Origin of the sequence: Nocardia sp. NPDC046473 (assembly GCF_040645995.1) — a bacterium.
Taxonomy (GTDB): Bacteria; Actinomycetota; Actinomycetes; order Mycobacteriales; family Mycobacteriaceae; genus Nocardia.
In genome coordinates, this window is the sequence record NZ_JBEYZJ010000002.1 from 266,201 (window position 1) to 283,414 (window position 17,214).

At 68.9% G+C, this 17,214-nt stretch carries 13 protein-coding genes; 8 read left to right on the top strand and 5 right to left on the bottom strand.

Translation table 11 applies throughout. The annotated features are described in order from the left end of the window. Window positions 1-331: 331 nt before the first annotated feature. Window positions 332-1,186, top strand: a complete 855-nt coding sequence (locus tag ABZ942_RS06800; RefSeq protein WP_357379763.1) for a hypothetical protein — start codon at window positions 332-334, stop codon at window positions 1,184-1,186. 48 nt (window positions 1,187-1,234) lie between these two features. Here ABZ942_RS06800 and ABZ942_RS06805 read toward each other — a convergent pair whose 3' ends face one another. Further along, on the bottom strand, window positions 1,235-2,071 hold the full coding sequence (locus tag ABZ942_RS06805) for a DUF1266 domain-containing protein (RefSeq protein ID WP_357379764.1): 837 nt from the start codon (window positions 2,069-2,071) through the stop codon (window positions 1,235-1,237). Between the two features lie 200 nt (window positions 2,072-2,271). Between ABZ942_RS06805 and ABZ942_RS06810 the strand changes: the two genes are divergently transcribed. After that, on the top strand, window positions 2,272-2,535 hold the full coding sequence (locus ABZ942_RS06810; RefSeq protein ID WP_357379765.1) for a DUF2277 domain-containing protein: 264 nt from the start codon (window positions 2,272-2,274) through the stop codon (window positions 2,533-2,535). Window positions 2,536-2,548: 13 nt separating this feature from the next. Here the strand turns inward: ABZ942_RS06810 and ABZ942_RS06815 are convergent, their stop codons facing one another. Further along, window positions 2,549-3,838, bottom strand: coding sequence for a helix-turn-helix domain-containing protein (locus ABZ942_RS06815; RefSeq protein WP_357379766.1), 1,290 nt, complete (start codon window positions 3,836-3,838; stop codon window positions 2,549-2,551). Between the two features lie 159 nt (window positions 3,839-3,997). Between ABZ942_RS06815 and ABZ942_RS06820 the strand changes: the two genes are divergently transcribed. The 3 genes from ABZ942_RS06820 (at window position 3,998) to ABZ942_RS06830 (ending at window position 7,811) form a co-directional block, all read left to right on the top strand. Beyond that, entirely contained in the window at window positions 3,998-5,650 is a 1,653-nt protein-coding gene (locus ABZ942_RS06820; RefSeq protein ID WP_357379767.1) for an aldehyde dehydrogenase family protein, read from the top strand. Then, on the top strand, window positions 5,647-6,480 hold the full coding sequence (locus ABZ942_RS06825) for an SDR family oxidoreductase (RefSeq protein WP_357379768.1): 834 nt from the start codon (window positions 5,647-5,649) through the stop codon (window positions 6,478-6,480). The genes ABZ942_RS06820 and ABZ942_RS06825 overlap by 4 nt, the downstream gene beginning before the upstream one ends. A gap of 437 nt (window positions 6,481-6,917) precedes the next feature. Then, window positions 6,918-7,811: a LysR substrate-binding domain-containing protein gene (locus ABZ942_RS06830; protein WP_357379769.1), complete on the top strand. Its 894-nt coding sequence runs from the start codon at window positions 6,918-6,920 to the stop codon at window positions 7,809-7,811. Here ABZ942_RS06830 and ABZ942_RS06835 read toward each other — a convergent pair whose 3' ends face one another. Further along, window positions 7,812-9,362, bottom strand: a complete 1,551-nt coding sequence (locus ABZ942_RS06835; RefSeq protein ID WP_357379770.1) for an amidase family protein — start codon at window positions 9,360-9,362, stop codon at window positions 7,812-7,814. A gap of 180 nt (window positions 9,363-9,542) precedes the next feature. Here ABZ942_RS06835 and ABZ942_RS06840 point away from each other — a divergent pair, with 180 nt between their 5' ends. From ABZ942_RS06840 to ABZ942_RS06850, 3 genes are read left to right on the top strand one after another with little or no spacing between them, the layout of a single operon-like run. Further along, the gene (locus ABZ942_RS06840) at window positions 9,543-12,101 is read left to right on the top strand and encodes a serine/threonine-protein kinase (protein WP_357379771.1); all 2,559 of its coding nucleotides are present in this window, start codon (window positions 9,543-9,545) and stop codon (window positions 12,099-12,101) included. Further along, complete coding sequence (locus ABZ942_RS06845; RefSeq protein ID WP_357379772.1) at window positions 12,098-14,821, top strand: protein kinase; 2,724 nt, start codon at window positions 12,098-12,100, stop codon at window positions 14,819-14,821. The genes ABZ942_RS06840 and ABZ942_RS06845 overlap by 4 nt, the downstream gene beginning before the upstream one ends. Next, window positions 14,818-15,537, top strand: a complete 720-nt coding sequence (locus ABZ942_RS06850) for a cyclase family protein (protein WP_357379773.1) — start codon at window positions 14,818-14,820, stop codon at window positions 15,535-15,537. Before ABZ942_RS06845 ends, ABZ942_RS06850 begins: the two co-directional genes overlap by 4 nt. Here the strand turns inward: ABZ942_RS06850 and hpt are convergent. Both hpt and tilS read right to left on the bottom strand, forming a co-directional pair. After that, window positions 15,534-16,085 (bottom strand): hypoxanthine phosphoribosyltransferase, encoded by a 552-nt coding sequence (hpt, locus tag ABZ942_RS06855; RefSeq protein WP_357379774.1) that lies wholly within the window; start codon window positions 16,083-16,085, stop codon window positions 15,534-15,536. The two genes, ABZ942_RS06850 and hpt, sit on opposite strands and share 4 nt — an antisense overlap. Window positions 16,086-16,192: 107 nt before the next feature. After that, window positions 16,193-17,188, bottom strand: a complete 996-nt coding sequence (gene tilS, locus ABZ942_RS06860) for a tRNA lysidine(34) synthetase TilS (RefSeq protein WP_357379775.1) — start codon at window positions 17,186-17,188, stop codon at window positions 16,193-16,195. Window positions 17,189-17,214 lie beyond the last annotated feature (26 nt).

Genomic DNA, 17,214 nt, shown 5'->3' on the forward strand with positions numbered 1-17,214 from the left:
GTCGATACATCGCGCAGTTCGGCTGCAGGTGCAGTTAAAGGGGTAAACGGTCAAGGGACCTCGGTGGTTCCCGAAGACCCCGGTCCGGGTTACTCCAAGTGGTCACAATCATGGCATGTTCGGCCTATCGTGAGCGACGACACAACACCGCGGTGCGAACGACGGGCACGGAGGCGGTAGCTTGCGAACCACGTTACTCAGCCCGCGAGCACCGTAAACCCAACAGAGCGCAGGGGGTATGGACATAGTTGAGCTACGGACACCCACAGCGATAGTGCGTCACGGCCGCGGGCGATTGATCGTGTTGCGCCCTGGCTCCGATGGCGAGCGGGTGCTCGACGTACCGGTCTCGGATCTGTTGAAGGTCCGCTTGAATCGTCGCGCCGACGACGCCGTTGTCATCGAGATATATCTGAGATACCCGACTCCCGTGCTGACCGGCGTGCCCGCCGACCGCACCCCGCTGCCCGTGCTCATCGCCGAGCACGACGTGCCGGCCGCGACCGAGATCGTCGACCGGATCAACGGCCAGATCCTGGCGACCCAGCGCATCGACGTGGCCGCCCCCGACCTGAACCCGCCCGCCCCCACCTGGGGCAAGTCCGGCCCGACCCGCGCCGATGTGGACCGTGCCGTGCGCCGGATGGCGCCGCACCGCGAGGCGAAGTCGGCCATCGCCGCGCTGCATCGATACGTCACGCCGGACGAATACGTGCTGGAGACCGCGATCGCCGTCGGGCACCCGCCGGCCGGCACCGGCCCGGGCCTGCTCGCCGCGACGACCGGGCGGCTGCTGTTCATCTCGATCGGCACCGGCGCCCGCTACGCACATGAACTTCCCATCCCCGCGGTGCTGTGGGCTCGCAATACCGACGGCACGCCGACGGCGGCGGGCGAGATCGGCGCGGTCCGCGGCGAGGCGGGGATGGATGTGCACGACGGCAACATCACCCTGCATTTCACCGGCAGCGATCGAGCCGACACCGAGCGCGTCACGCTCGCGGTGAACTTCGCGGTGCGCCGCGATTCCGCCGACGGTGGCGCGGGCCCGGCCGATCCCGGTGTGGCCCAACTGTATTCAGAGTGGGAGCTGCTGGTCGAGCGGCACTCGCTCGGCATGGTCGACGACGCGCAGTTCCAGCGCTACGGCCGCGGCATCCTGCGCTCACTCCCCGACGGCGGCTGACCGCTCGGCCCGATGGCGGTCGTCGCTCTGCCCGACGGCGGCCGGCCGCTAGGGCTGCACCACCGGCGGCACGGTCAGGCTGATCCGCCGCCACGGGCTGGTCGGCCGCATCCACAGCCGCAGCAGTTCCATCCGGCGGTCGACGCCGCCGTTCTTCAGTTCGGCGAGGTCTTCGCACGCCTGCCAGTAGGTCCAGCCGGTCAGGTAGGCGTCGCCGAACTGACGCCAGTTGCGGTACTTGGCCTGTGCGATGGGCAGTGCCCTGGCCAGATAGTCCCAGGCCAGATCGGCGTCGAGATATCCGGCGGTGAAGGCCATCCGCGCGACGGCGACCACGCGGGCCAGGTCCCACGCGTGGATGTCGCTGGGCAGCGGGCGGGCGAGGTGGTCGGTGAAGCCGATCTTGATCGCCTGGGACCAGATGTCGTAGTCGCGGACCAGCGCCTCCGGGTTGTCCATGCCGCGGAACGAGCCGACCTGACGCAGGAACGCGCGGTGCCGATCGGCGCGCTCGCCGAACCGGTCCCGTTCGCTGGCGTTGATCGAGGCCATCACCAGCGGATGGACCAGCGCGTACAGCGGCGCGTGCATGCCGTCCAGCAACTGCTCCATCGAGGCCTGCGCCTCGGTCGCGTCGGTGATGCCCCAGGCGCCGGTGAGCGTGTCGATGGCGAGCTCGCGGCGGTCGCCGAGCGGATGCTCGCGCTCCGGCCCGAGCAGCAGCGCGTCGTGGAAGGCGTCCCAGCGCGCGGAGTAGAAGGCGCCGAGCGCCAGCGCCCGTAATTCGTCGTCGGCCACCGCCGCGCCGGACCAGTGGTCCTCTTCGCGCTGATCCAGCTCCTCGTACGGGAAGGTTGTCAACGTGGGTACACCGCGGGCAGCCATGGCCCCGATTGTTCACCATAGATCTTGGAAGAGCCTGTGTAACGGGACGAATTCTGCGTGTCCCTGCTGGCGCGCCGGAGTTTGCTCGCCCGTCTTCGTCCGCCGGGGCCGGTTCCGCGCACGGACGGGCGCGGCGCGATTTTCGGAGCGGGAGTTTTCTTGCCCTGCCGCATACCGTGCTCGAGAGCTACTGTGCTCGCATGAGTAGTAACATCACCCTCCTTCGCGGCCTGGAGCCTGCCCCTACCGAGCAGGAAATCTATGCTGCCGCACTGCAGTACGTGCGCACGGTCGGTGGTGTGTCCGGCCTGAGCTCCACGACCAAGGTGGCCGTCGACAAGGCGGTCACGGCCATCGCCGCGGCCACCACGCAGCTACTTGCGGACCTACCCGATCGCCCGGTGGCCGCGCCGACGGAACCGCCGTCGCGTCGCGTCGCCGCAGGCGAGACAACCATCGACTGAGCGCTCGCCGCTTTCAGGGCAGCGCGTCTACCCCGAAGGCGGCGACGCAGGCCAGCGCGACCTCCAGCGGCAGGCTGCGCTGTTCGATCGGATGACCGAGCAGTTCCTCGATCCGCTGGATCCGATAGCGGACCGTGTTCTTGTGCACCCCAAGCAGTTTCGCCGTGGCCTCCGGGCTGCGATGGCTTTTCAGGTAGGCGTGCAGCGTCTCGCGCAGCCGCGCCGCGTTCGGGTCCGATCCGGACAGTGTGCGCAATTCCCGGCCGATCAGGCCGCGCATCGCCGCGTCGTCGGCACCGGCCAGATAGGCGATCTCCACCTCGCGATAACCGATGACCCGTGCCGTGGCGGCCGGGCCGCGCTCGGCCACCTGCCTGGCGGCCACCGCCTCGCGATGACTCTGCCGGAATCCGGCGACCTGCGCGGCGGGCACGCCGAAGGCCACCCGGACCGGCGATTCGACCAGCCCGGCGGCTACGGACTCCAGCGCGCCGGGCTCCTGGGCCGCATCGGCTAGGTCATCGAGCCCGGCCCACGCCCACATGCCGCTGGACCCGGACGCCACGGTGAGCACCCGGCCGTTGCCGATCTCGGCCGCGACCCGAGTGGCGACCCGGTCGAGCAAACCGACGACTTCGCCTTCCCCACTGCCGGATTCACCTTCATCGGTCCACAGCACGAAGGCAACGTGCCGCTGGCCGAGCCGATACCCGAGCCGGGCCGAGGCCTGATCCAGATCGAGTTCGTCACCGGCCAGCACTGCGCGAATGGTCTCGGTGCGCCGATTGAGCGCGGCCCGCAGGACTCGCTCGCGCTCCTCCATGTAGGTGTCGGTGAGCAATTCGACCGACAGGCTGACCCACTTCGTCGCCCGCTCGAACATCCGCAGCATCACCGCCCGCTCGATGTCCTGCGGCGCCGGGCGCTGCTCGAGCGTCTCGGTCATGTAGTCGAGCACCGCCTCCATGCCGACGTGATAGGTCCGCAGCAGCATGCGCAGTTCGAAGCCACGACGCGCGATGGTTCGCGCGAAGGTGTGCGCCTCCTCGGGCAGCACGTATTCGAAAGTGTCGCTGGTGATTCCGCTCAGCATGACCCTGGCGTGCGCGCGGGTACTCGCGGCGAGATCGCGGCGCACGTCACGATCGGCGAGCTCGGGCAGGCTCGCGATGATGGCGCTGTCGAGCCGGTGCACGATCTGCTCGATGGACTCGCTGCGCATCGTCTCGTAGACGTACTCCGCCAGCCAGTCGCGGACCACTTCACTGTTCGGCCCGATCCGCTGGGGCGACGATGCGGTCACATCTCCTCCGATTTGTTCTCAGAACACAAATTAGCTCGCATCCGTTGACAAACCGAGCCAAGAAACTCCCCCAGCATTGTGTCACGATCATAGTTCAGTGTTCTGACTCACAGTAGTCAGCCGATGCGGTTCACAGCACAACGTCAGTGGGAGAACAGCGTGACCAATACCGACCCAGCGCCCGCCGCGGCAAAGAAGGCACCGGCACGAAAGACGGCCGCGAAGAAGGCGGTGGCCCCGGCGGCCAAGGCGGAGCCGGTGCGCCAGGAGACCGACGCCCCCGCCGTCATCGAGGTGCGCAATCCCGGCACCGGCGAGCTGGTCGGGACGGTGCCGGTGGTGAGCGCGGACGAGGTCGCGGCCAAGGTGCGCGAGCTGCGGCTGTATCAGCCGGAGTGGGAGGCCATCGGCCCGAACGGTCGCAAGGAATGGCTGCTGAAGTTCCAGGACTGGCTGATCGACCACACCGACTCCATCGCCGACGTGGTGCAGTCCGAAACCGGCAAGCCGCGGGTCGACTCGCTGATCGATCCGGCCTTCGCGACCGACCTGGTCGGCTACTACGCGCGCCGCGCCGCCAAGTTCCTCGCCGACGACCACCCGTCGCCGCACAGCCCGCTGGCCAGGGTGAAGAAGCTGACCACCGTCTACAAGCCGTATCCGGTCGTCGGCGTGATCACCCCGTGGAACTTCCCGCTCGCCATGCCCGCGCTGGACGTGTTCCCCGCCTTGGCCGCGGGCGCCGCCGTCATCCTGAAGCCATCCGAGGTGACGCCGCTGTCCGCGCTCGAAATGGCAAGGGGCTGGGCCGAAATCGGCGCACCGCCGGTGTTCGCGGTGGTCACCGGCGCAGGCGCGACCGGCGGGGCCGTCGTCGGCAATGCCGACTACATCCAGTTCACCGGCTCGACCGCGACCGGCCGCAAGATCGCGGTGGCCTGTGCCGAGCGGATGGTCCCGTACAGCCTGGAACTCGGCGGCAAGGATCCGGCCATCGTGCTGGCCGACGCCGACCTGGATCGGGCCGCGCACGGCATCGCGTTCGGCGGCATGTTCAACTCCGGCCAGGTATGTATCTCGGTGGAGCGGGTCTACGTCGAGGCGCCGGTCTACGACGAGTTCGTGGCCAAGCTGACCGCGAACGTCAAGGCACTGCGGCAGGGCATCGACGGCCGCGAGTCCAAGCACGACGTGGGCGCGCTGGCCAACGAGAACCAGACGAACATCGTGCAGCGCCACGTCGACGAGGCCGTCGCGGCCGGGGCACGGGTGCTCACCGGCGGCAAGCGGGCCGGGTTCGGCACCGCGTTCGAGCCGACCGTGCTGGTCGACGTCGACCACACCATGTCCTGCATCACCGAGGAGACCTTCGGCCCGACGCTGCCGGTGATGAAGGTGGCCGACGAGGCGGAAGCCGTTCGGCTGGCCAATGATTCGATCTACGGACTGTCCGCGTCGGTGTGGACCGGCGACAAGGACCGCGGCGAGCGGATCGCCAGGCAGCTGAACGCGGGCGCGGTGAACATCAACGACGTCTTCAGCAACCTGTTCAACTTCGCGCTGCCGATGGGCGGCTGGGGCCTGTCCGGCGTCGGCGCGCGCTGGGGCGGCGCCAACGGCGTGCGCAAGTACTGCCGTCAGCAGGCGATCACCGCGCCGATGCTGCCGACCCAGGACAAAGAGCTGTTCTGGTACCCGTACTCGATGCCGAAGCTGCTCTTCGCACTCGGCGCCATGCGCGCGGCCGGTGCCCGCGGCCTGCGCCGCATCGACCTGCCCGCCGTGCTGAAGCTCAAGGGAGACAACAAGTGACGGACACTTCGAAGATTCGCGGCAAGGTCGTCGTCATCACCGGCGGCGCCCGCGGCATCGGCCTGGCTACCGCCACCGCGTTGCAGGCGCTCGGCGCCAAGATCGCGATCGGCGATATCGACGAGGCCACCGTGAAGGAGTCCGGCACCGCGCGCGGCTTCGAGCTGTACGGCCGCCTCGACGTCACCGATCCCGCCTCGTTCGAGAACTTCCTCGACGAGGTCGAGCGCACCGTCGGCCCGATCGACGTACTGATCAACAACGCGGGGATCATGCCGACCGGCAAGCTGGTCGACGAGCCGGACCAGATCACCCGGCGCATCCTGGACATCAATGTCTACGGTGTAATTCTCGGCTCCAAACTGGGCCTGGCCCGGATGCTGCCGCGCAAACGCGGGCACGTCATCAACATCGCCTCGCTCGCGGGCGAGACGCATATCCCCGGCCTGGCCACCTACAACGCGAGCAAGCACGCGGTGCTCGGGTTCACCGACACGCTGCGCGAGGAGTACCGCGATTCCGGCGTTCGCTTCTCCTCGGTGCTGCCGACGCTGACCAACACCGAGCTCGGTGCGGGCGTCACCGCGCCGAAGCTGCTGCGCCCGGCCGAGCCGGAGGAGATCGCCGACGCGATCGTCGGACTGATCGTCGCGCCGAAGTCGAAGGTGCGGGTGACGGCGGTGGCGGGCATTGTCTCGCAGTTGGTCGGGCTGCTGCCGGAGGCGATCGGCGACGGCCTCGGCCGGGTGCTCGGCTCGGGTCACGCGTTCCTCGACGACGTCGACGCCGATAAGCGCAAGGCGTATGAGGACCGGGCGCGCAGCGTCTAGATCGGGTCGCGCAGCGGGCGCTGCGGCCGTGGATTCGTCCCGGCCGCAGCGCCTTTTCGCGTGTTCGGGAGCGGTCCGAGATGCGGTCCAATCGGCAATACAAACCAAATTGTGACGAAAATCACTATCGGGGGAGGAAATGACCACACATCGGCCAGAAGAGGGTGTCCAGCTGACGAACGGCAATCACACAGACCGCCAGTTTCAGCTCGCGCGGCGCGCGGCGGGCCACCATCATTGCTGGTCACGCGCCCAACTGTCGCCGAGTGGCCGGTTCGGCGCTCACATGCCGAAGATTCGCGGAGTCGATGGTGCGTCCCACCATCACAAGCAATATGCTGTCCCTAACAAACCTGTAGAACGTTTTGGTACCCGTATCCGAACTTTCCGGCCTGATAAGGCTGGAAATTCAGGACTGATTCTGATAGCAAGGGGCTATGGACCCGCATTTGCGCGACCTGCGGTATTTCGTCGCCGTCGCTGAGGAACTGCACTTCACCAACGCCGCTCAGCGGCTGCACATCGCTCAACCCACCCTGTCGCGTCAGATCCGGCAGCTGGAACGCCAGCTCGACGTGGTCCTGTTCGACCGCAACCAGCGCAGCGTGGCCCTGACCGTGGCAGGCAAGGAACTGCTCGAGGGCGCCCGCAAGATCCTGGAGCTGTGGGAGGTCACCAACGTCTCGCTGCAGGAGGCGGGCGAGGTGCTGCGCGTCGGCATCCAGTCCGCGCTCGGCCGTGGCCTGCTGAACGACCTGGAAAGCGCGAGCGGCCACCGACTCGCGCTGCACGCGGCCTCCTGGACCGACCCGTCCAGCGGCCTGTCCGGTCGGCAGGCGGACCTGTCGCTGGTGTGGCTGCCGCTGCCGGACCCGAACCGCTACCGCTGGCAGGTGCTGCGCACCGAGCCGCGCTGGGTGCTGCTCCCGGAGAACCACCCGCTGGCCGACCGGGAAATCATCGAGTTCACCGACCTGCTCGACGAGCCGTTCATCGCGCTGCCCACCGAAGCCGGTGCGGTGCGCGACTTCTGGCTCGGCAACGACGCCCGCAACGGACGTCAGCCGAAGATCGGCGCCGAGGCGGCGACCCCCGAGGACAAGCTGGAGGCCGTGAGCCTCGGTCTCGGCGTCTGCCTGCTGGCCGAGAACAACGTGCCGATGTACCGCTGGCCCGGCCTCACCGCGCGACCGGTGGCTGGCCTCGCACCGTGCGAGCTGGCCGTCGCGTGGCGGGCCGACGACACCCGGCCGACCATCCTCGAATTCGCCGGCCGCGCAGTGGACGGCGGGTTCTCGGTGCAGCAGCCGCAACCCGCCATCAGCGCCTGATCAGTTGATGGTGCGCCGCCACGGGTGCAGCGATTCCAGTTGCGCGGACAACCGCAGCAGGGTGGATTCGCTCCCCGGCGGACCGGCGAGCTGAGCGGCCACCGGCGTCCCGACATCGGGATGCATGCCCATCGGGATGGACGCGGCCGGCCAGCCGACCAGGTTCCACAGCGGGGTGAAGGGCGAAAACCGGGCGGTGGCAAGCACATTGGCCAGCCAGCTGCGACTGTGCCAGGCCCGCGCCTTGGGCGGCGGGCAGGCGAGCGTGGGCGTGATCACCACGTCGTAGCGGTCGAAGTATTCGAGCAGGCGCGCCTCGACCCGATCGATCTGGGCCGGTCGAACCAGGCGTAGTCGCTGCACCAGGCGGCCGAGCGCGAGGTGGCGGCGGGTGCGCGGTTGCAGGCGGTCGGGATGGGGTAGCGCGGCGGCGGCGCGGGACCCAACGGCCAACCAGCGCAAGAAGATCGACAGCATCGCGTCGCCATAGGGCAACGTGGTCGGCTCGACCAGATGGCCTGCCGCGGCGGCGACCGAGGCCGCGGTGCGGGCGGCGTTGGTCCAGTGCCGGTCGACCGGAAAGCAGCGATACGGCGGAGCCACGGCTAGACCGATGCGTAGTCGGCCGGGCGGCTCCACCTCGGCTAGGTCCGGTCGGGCGGCCAGCACCGACAGCGTCAGCGCGGCATCGCCGACTGTCGTTGCCAGCACGCCGTTTTCGACCATGCCCGACCAAGAGTCGACGCCGATCTCCGCGGGCACCGTGTAGCGGCCCGGCTTGATGCCGTACACCCCGCAGCAGGCCGCGGGGATGCGGATCGAACCGAGTCCGTCGTTGCCGTGCGCGATCGGCACCAGCCCGGCGGCGACCGCCGCGGCCGAACCGCCGGACGAGCCGCCCGAACTCCGCGCGACGTTCCATGGATTGCTGGTGATCCGCTCCGGGGTATCGGTGGTGCCCCACAGCCCGAGCTCCGGCACCGTGGTGAGTCCGACGACCACCGCGCCCGCGGCCCGCAGCCTGCGCACCACCGGATGATCGTCGGCGACCGGACGGGCATCGGTGGCCGCCGAGCCGGACCGCATCGTCTCGCCGGTCACCGCGATGTTGTGCTTGATCGCGATCGGCACTCCGGCCAGCGGCAGCACGTCCAGATCGGCGCGCTGCTCCAGCGCCGCCGCCTCGGACCTGGCCTTCTCGGTGCGAATGACGCTGAAGGCATTGGTGTTCCGGTGTTCGGCGACGATCCGGGCCATGGTCGTCTCGACCACCTCCGTCGCGGTCAGCGAACCGTCCCGCACGCCCGCCGCGATGGCCGCGGCCGGACCCTTGTCGGACAGGATTTGGTCGTTCGCGCCTAGCGGACTATCTTGAGCGGGCGCACTCGCCTCGGCTCCCGATCGGGTCGGCGATGCCGGTGCGACCGTCGACTGTTTCTGGGTAACTTGCGCGACCGCCGAGTGCTTGGTCGACGTCTGCGCGGCTGTCTCCGGGCCGGAAGTTTCGGTTTTCGCCGAAGCGTCCGCCACCGCTGTGGCCTTGATCTGCATGTGCTGGTCGTCCCCCGTCGCATCGTTGTCGAATTCGGGTGATCGCTCTCAAGCCGCAAGTTATCATTCCGAATACTGCTCGGGGGACGATGGCGTCGGGTGTGGCGGAATTTCTCCGGCACATCCACCCGACCGACCAGTGCGGATTCTCCGGTGTCCGCCGAGCCACTAGGTCCGAGAATGAGTGCCAACTCCGATAGAAGTTCCGATTCCGCCGCCGGTTTCGATGCGCGCGCTGGTTTCGGCAACCATCCGCTGCGTACCGAATTCAGCGCCGTGGCAGCGTTCTCCGCCGCGTGGGAAGACGCCGCCGATGAATCCGCCCGCCGCCCGCCCGAGATCGCGGAGTATTTGCCCGACGCCCGGACGCTGCGCACCGAGGCGCTGCTCGAGCTGATCCGCGTCGACCTGCGGCATCGCTGGTTGCGCCGGACGGTGCTCGGTGCAAACCAGGACACCCGTAAACGGCTCGCCGAATACTGCGCCGAGTTTCCCGAACTTCAGCCCGGAAGTATCCCGGCCGGTCTGGTGTACGAGGAGTTCGTCATCCGCAGGCACAGCGGCGAACGGGTGGATCCGCGCGAATGCCTGCGCGAATATCCCCACCAGGTGACCGAACTGCGTGCACTGCTGAACGCCGATGATGTCGATCAGAGCACCCGGCGGGCGGCGCTGCAGGATTTCACGCTGACCGCGCTCGCGCGCACCAGAGCCGCCTTCGTCGATAACGAATTGAACCGAACTACCGAGTCGACTCGTGGTTCAGAAGTGACCCGAGCGACCACCACCGATCTGACGGGAACGGCGACAGCCATTCCCACCACGATCGGCACCGGCCCCGGACGGCTCGACGCGCTCGACCGCATCGAAATCGGCCAGCGGATCGATGATTTCGACCTGCTGACCGGGCTGGGCAGCGGCGCGTTCGCCCGCGTCTTCCTGGCCAGGCAGCGCTCGCTGCAGCGGCTCGTCGCGGTCAAGATCTCCACCGATCACGGCACCGAACCGCAGACGCTGGCCCAGCTCGACCACGACTACATCGTGCGGGTCTTCGACCAGCGCCTGCTCGACGACGCCGGTCCCGCGCGCCGGCTGCGCCTGCTCTACATGCAGTTCCTGCCCGGCGGCACCCTGCTGGGCGTACTGCGCTGGGTGCGCGCCACCCCACCCGCCGAACGCAGCGGTCAGCTGCTGCTCGACGCGGTCGACGCGGCAATGGAGGAGAAAGGCGAGATCCGGCCGACGGATTCGAGCGTGCGCGCCGAGATCGCCGCGCTCAGCTGGCCGGAGACGGTGGCCTGGCTGGGCCGCAGGCTGGCCGAGGCGCTCGACTACGCCTCGGCGCACGGGGTGCTGCACCGCGACGTGAAACCGGCCAATGTGCTGCTCACCGCGGAGGCGGTGCCCAAGCTCGCCGACTTCAACATCAGCTTCAGCCGCAATGTCGAGGGCACCAGCCCGGTGGCCTATTTCGGCGGCTCGCTGGCGTACATGTCGCCGGAGCAGCTGGAGGCCTGCCATCCCGGATTCGACCGCAGCGCGGCGGATCTGGACACCCGCGCCGACATCTACTCGCTCGGAGTGGTGCTGTGGGAACTGCTCACCGGGGCGAAACCGTTCGACGACAGCACCGCGGGCGCCGACAATCCCGGCGACGACACCACGCTGGAGGCCATGCTGGAACGGCGCAGCGGCGGGGTGGACGCGGCTGCGCTGGAACGGGTTCCGGCCGATTGCCCGGCGGCGCTGCGCCGGGTGTTGCTCAGCTGCCTGGAGCCGGAGCGGACGAAGCGGTGGGCGAACGGGTCGGTGCTGGCACGGCAGTTCGAGCTGTGCCTGGACGCGCGGGCCCGCGAGCTCGTCGATCCGGCGCCGAACAGCTGGCGGCTGCGGCTGCGGCCGTGGATGGTGCTGGTCACGCTGCTGTCGGTCGGGCTGCCGAATGTGCTTGCCTCGCTGTACAACATCCAGCACAACCAGCACCTGATCATCAGCAGGCTGACCGAGGAGGCCCAGCACAGCTTTGTCGTCATCACCGGCGTGGTGAACGCGGTGTTCTTCCCCACCGGTATCGCGATCGTGGTGTACCTGTCCCGGTCGTTGCTGACGGTGCCGCGCGGACTACGCAAGGGGCGACGCTACGACCCGGAGACATTGCGCCATGCCAGACGCGACGCGCTGCTGCTCGGCGATCGTGCGGTGGCCGTTGCGTTTTCGCTGTGGGTGCTGTCGGGCATCACCTTCCCGCTCACGCTGCAACTGGTGACCGGTGATCTGCCCGCGCGGGCGATCGTGCACTTCCTCGCGTCGCTGGTGGTATGCGGTGCCATCGCGGTCGCGTATCCGTTCTTCCTGCTGACCTTCTACATGGTGCGCTGCATCTATCCGCTGTTCCTGCGGCACGGCGACATCAGCCCGGAGGACGCGATCTGGCTGCGCGGGCTCGACCGGCGGTGCAACGGATATCTGGCGGTCGCCGCGTCGGTGCCGTTGCTCGCGGTGGCGGGGGTGACTTTCCTGCCGCCGTCCGATATTCCGATGGTGATCTTCGCCGTTCGGGTGCTGTGCGCGGGCGGCATCATCGCGTTCGTCGGCTCCTATCTGCTGTTCCGCGCGCTGGAGGCCGATCTGCGGGCGCTGGAGCGCGTCGTCGCGCCGGAGTCGGCGGGCACGAATATTGTTGTGACAGTGGCCGATTTCGACGACAGCGGGCCGACCGGGCCGGAGACGCGCACGTGACCTCGTCGCGCGCCGACGCCGTCGCCCGGTTCGCCGACGATTGGCAGCGCAGCCTGCGCGCGGATCCGTTCACGCCGCCGCGGCTCGCGGACTACGTGCCCGACGGCGCCCAGGTGCGCCTCGCGGTGCTCGCCGATCTGCTGCGCATCGACCTACGCGAGCGCTGGGCCAGGGCCGCCGACCTCGGCAAGCGGATTGCCGAGTACCGCAAGGAATTTCCGGAGGTCGAGCACTGTCCCGCGCTGACCGACCTGCTCTGCGAGGAGTTCCTGGCGCGGCGCCGCCACGCACCGCTGACCATCGAGGACTTCCTCACCGAATACCCGGAACTCGCCGACGAGGTGCGCGAGCGCCTCGCCGACTTCGCCATCGATGACAGCACCGCCGACTTCGGCACGGCGGAATCCGCCGAAGCGGTTGCCGCACTGGCCGATCTGGCCCCCGGTCGGCAGATCGACGACTTCGACCTGATCACCGACCTCGGCACCGGCGTACTCGGCCGAGTCTTCCTGGCCAGGCAACGCTCCATGCAACGGCTTGTCGCCGTGCGCCTTTCGGCGGGCCGGGCCAGCGCGCCGCGCACCATGGCGCAGCTCGATCACGCGCACATCGTCCGAGTCTTCGACCAGCGGCTGCTGAGTACCGACCCCTCCGCCGACCGCGATGACCCGTTCGACTGGGAGACAGATGATTCCGTCCGCGACACCGGTAACCGAGCGGGCTCCCGATCGAAGCCGCCCGGCTTCCACAGCGTGCAACGCCCACGCCCAGAAGACCCCACCGAGCCCGACCGCAAACCCTCGGCCGACGACGTCACGGTCCCATCCCCGCACAACCTCGATTCAGACGACACCGTGCGCGGGAGTGCATCGCTCGATGCCACCGTCGCCAACGCGCCCGGCGGCACAGACAACACTGTGCGCGACGGTGCACCCTCGGACAGCGACGCTACCGTGGCCAGCCCGGTAGACGCCGATTCCACCGCGGTCAGCGGTAATCCGCCGAGCCAGACCGACGACGCGACGGTCGCCGCACCGCGCGGCCGCAGCACCGGCTTCCCGCGACCTACGCGGACAGACACGTTCCCTGGCGAACGCGTTGCGCGAGACACCGGCACACCGGTCGGCACCGGCCGCTCGCTGCTCAGCGCCGCCGCGCCCCGCCTCGTCTACATGCAGTACCTGCCCGGCGGTACCGCGGTCGGCGTGCTCGACCAGCGGCGCACCGGCCCGGAGTCCGACGGTGGCGCGCTGCTGCTGCGCGCCATCGATGCGGCGATGGAGGCGAAAGGCGAGATCCGGCCGTCGGATTCGAGTGTGCGGGCCGAGATCGGGGCGCTGAGCTGGCCGGAGACGGTGGCCTGGGTGGGCAGGCGGCTGGCCGACGCGCTGGATTACGCGGAGCACCACGGGGTGCTGCATCACGACCTCAAACCCGCGAACGTGCTGTTCACCGCCGAGGGCATTCCGAAGCTGGCCGATTTCGCGCTGAGCGAGTCGGGTCCACGCCCGGCCGCGGCGAATCCGGCTCAGCCCGTGGATGATTCGCTGCCGTACCGGTCGCCGGAGCAGCTGGCCCGCCTCCTCGACCCGGCCGCGCCCGCGCCGGGCACCCGCAGCGATATCTACTCGCTCGGTGTGTTGCTGTGGGAAATGCTCACGGGCGCAAGCCCGTTCGACGACACCCCGCGAGCAGGCGAGACACCGGCCGAGACGCACGCGCGCATGCTCGCCGTACGCCGCGACGGCGTCACCGCCGCCACCCGCTCCCAACTGCCCGCGGACACACCGGCGGCCCTGCGCCGCGTGCTGCTGGACTGCCTGCACGCCGACCCGAGACGCCGCTGGCGCAACGGCGCCGAGCTGGCCGGACAGCTCGACCTGTGCCTGGACGCCCGCGCACGGAACCTGGCCGATCCGCCGCCGACCAGCCTGGCCCATCGGGCGCGCGGCTGGCTGATCCCGTTCGCCGCCGTGTGCATCGGCGTGCCGAACGTGCTGGCGAGCTGGTACAACATCCAGCTGAACCAGTCGCTGATCATCGATCGGATGTCGGAGGCCGATCAGCACAAGTTCGCCACCGTCGGGTTGGTCAACAACCTGATCGCCTTCCCGGTCGCCGCGCTGCTGCTGATCTTCCTCACCCGCAGGCCGCTGACCATCGGCTTCCGCCTGGCCCGTGGCCGTGAGTATTCCGCGCGCACGCTGGCCAAGGCGCGCCGCGACACCTTGCTGATGGGTGACTGGGCGGTGTTGGTGCCGTTCGGCTTCTGGCTCGCCGCCGGCGTGATCTGGCCGCTCGGCCTGGCTTTCACCGGTGTCGATCTGCCGCCGAAGACGTTCCTGCATTTCTTTGCGGCACAGGTGGTTTGCGCGGCCATCGCGCTGGCCTATCCGTTCTTCCCGATCATGGTCTACGCGGTCCGCTCGGTGTATCCACAGTTGTTGGTGCGCGGCGGAATCGGACCGGGCGACGAACGCCAGCTGCGAAATCTGGCCCGGCGCGGCAACTTCTATCTCGGCGTCGCGGCGTCGGTGCCACTGCTCGGCGTGGCGGGTGCGACCTTCGTCGACGCCGGGGACCTGGAGTTGGTGATCGTTCCGGTGCGCTTGCTCAGCGTCGGTGGCATTCTGGCCTTCGTGGTTACCTACCGGTTGTTCCGCTGGCTAGAGGCCGACCTGCTCGCGCTCGCGCGAGCCATCCCGCAGCGGAAACGATGACCTCGCCGCGTCCGCTCGGGCGGCTGGTCAGCCTCTCGCATGTGCACGATCCGGCCACCACGCCGTTGTATCCGGACGATCCGGAGTTCCGCACCGACATCGTCGCGACGGTCGCCAACGACGGCTTCTACCTGCGCTACATCCAGCAGGGCGAACACACCGGAACCCATTGGGGCGCACCGATTCACTTCCACTCCGACGGTCTCGGCGCCGACCAGCTCGACCTGGACGATCTGCTGCTGCCCGCGGTGAAGGTCGATGTCCGCGAGGCGTGCGACCGCGATCGTGACTACGCGATCACCGTCGCCGATCTGAAGCAGTGGGAGGGACGGCACGGACGCATCCCGAACGGCGCGGCGGTGATCGCCTGGACGGGCTGGGATGCCAAGTGGGGCACCCCGGAATTCCTCGGCACCGCCGAATTCGCCGACCATCAGCCGGGTTTCGCGGTCGAGACGATCGAATGGCTGCTGCGCACCGGCAGGCTCGGCCACCGCGGCGCGCTCGGCATCGACACCTTCGGCCCCGACCTGGGCACCGACGACACCAACGCCGTCTCCAAACTGCTCTACGGCGAGCACCGGATCAGCCTGGAGTGCTTGGCCAACCTGGCCGCGATCCCCGCGACCGGTGCCTGGATCCTGGTCGGCGGGCCGCTCTACCGGCGCGGCTCCGGCTCCCCCGCAACGATTTTCGGCATTCTGCCGGACCGCTAGGAGTAGACCTTCGGGTCGAGGGTGCCGATGTAGGGCAGGTCGCGGTAGCGCTCCGCGTAGTCGAGGCCGTAGCCGACGACGAATTCGTTCGGGATATCGAAGCCGACGTGCGCGACGTCGACGTGGGTGCGTAGCGCGTCCGGCTTGCGCAGCAGGGTGACCACCTCGAGCGAGGCCGGGTTGCGGGTGGATAGGTTGCGCTTGAGCCAGGACAGCGTCAGGCCCGAGTCGATGATGTCCTCGACGATCAGCACGTTGCGCCCGGCAATGTCCTTGTCCAGGTCCTTCATGATGCGGACCACGCCGGAGGACGAGGTGGACGACCCGTACGACGAGACGGCCATGAACTCGAGCTGGGTCGGGATCGGCAACGCCTTGGCCAGGTCGGTCATGAAGAAGATCGCGCCCTTGAGCACGCCTACCAGCAGCAGGTCCCCCTCGGGGGCGTCGGCGGGATAGCGCTTGGCGATGAGCTCGGCCAGCTCTTTCGTCTTGGCGGCGATCTCTTCCTGGGTGATCAGAACAGACGCGATGTCGTCCCCGTACACGTCAGCTGTTCCCTTCTGGTTTTCGCTCCCGGACGGCCGACCCATTATGTGTCATCAGCCGCTGCGCAGACGCAGTAACACGGGCGGCGTTCCCTGGCCCTGCGTGGTCACGCCGGACGCTCACGCCGCAGTGTCAGCCTGCCATGTTCGCGCGCCGCGACCAACCTGCTACCCGCGCGCCCGCCGCCGACCGCGACCCCGCCCTGCCCGCGCCAGTCGGTGATCAGCTCGTCCACCGCGCGTAAATGCTTGCCGGTCAGCGCTTTCGCCCCGCCCGCGAGCAGCCAGGCCCGGATCGCCCGGCGACGCAGCGCGGCGGGCGCAGTGGCGAGCGTCTCGATCGACAGCGCCGCGCCATCACTCGCGGTGTGCAGCAGCTCACTCGCAAATGCGTCGAGCACCGCGCCGTCTTCGCGCAACTGTTCGGCCGTGCGCGCGAGCGCGGCGGCGACCCCGCCGCCGAGCACCTCCTCCAGCAACGGCAGCACTTCGGTGCGCAATCGAACCCTGGTGAACTCGGGTGATGCGTTGTGCGGATCCTCGTACGGCGACACGTCCACGTCCGCACACAACTGCCGTGTCACCGCCCGCCGCACGCCGAGCAGCGGGCGGCCCCAAGGCTGCGTCCACTCGCCCATCCCCTGAATCGAACGTCCGCCCGACCCGCGCGCCAACCCGAGTAATACGGTTTCCGCCTGATCATCGAGGGTGTGCCCGAGCAGCACCGGCCGCCCGTCCCGTGCTTGGTCCAATGCCGCATACCGAGCCCGCCGCGCGGCTGCTTCCAGCCCGCCTTCGCCACCGACCTCGACCGCGATCACCCGAGCCGAGCGGCACCCGAATGCCAGCGCCGCAGCAGCGGCGTCCGCCGCGACCACGTCCGAGCCCGCCTGCAATTGATGGTCGATCACGATCGCATCGACCGCGCCCGCCTCGACCACAGCCGCGGCAGTGAGCGCCAGCGAGTCAGCCCCGCCCGACAGCGCTACTACGAGATCCCCACCCGGCGCATACGCGGCGACCCAGTCCCGGACCGCGCGCCGGACCGCCAGCACCGCCGCCGTCTCCGGCAGCCGACGCGGCTCAGCCACAGGTCCACCCATAACCGGAGCGTACCGACCTCGCCCCT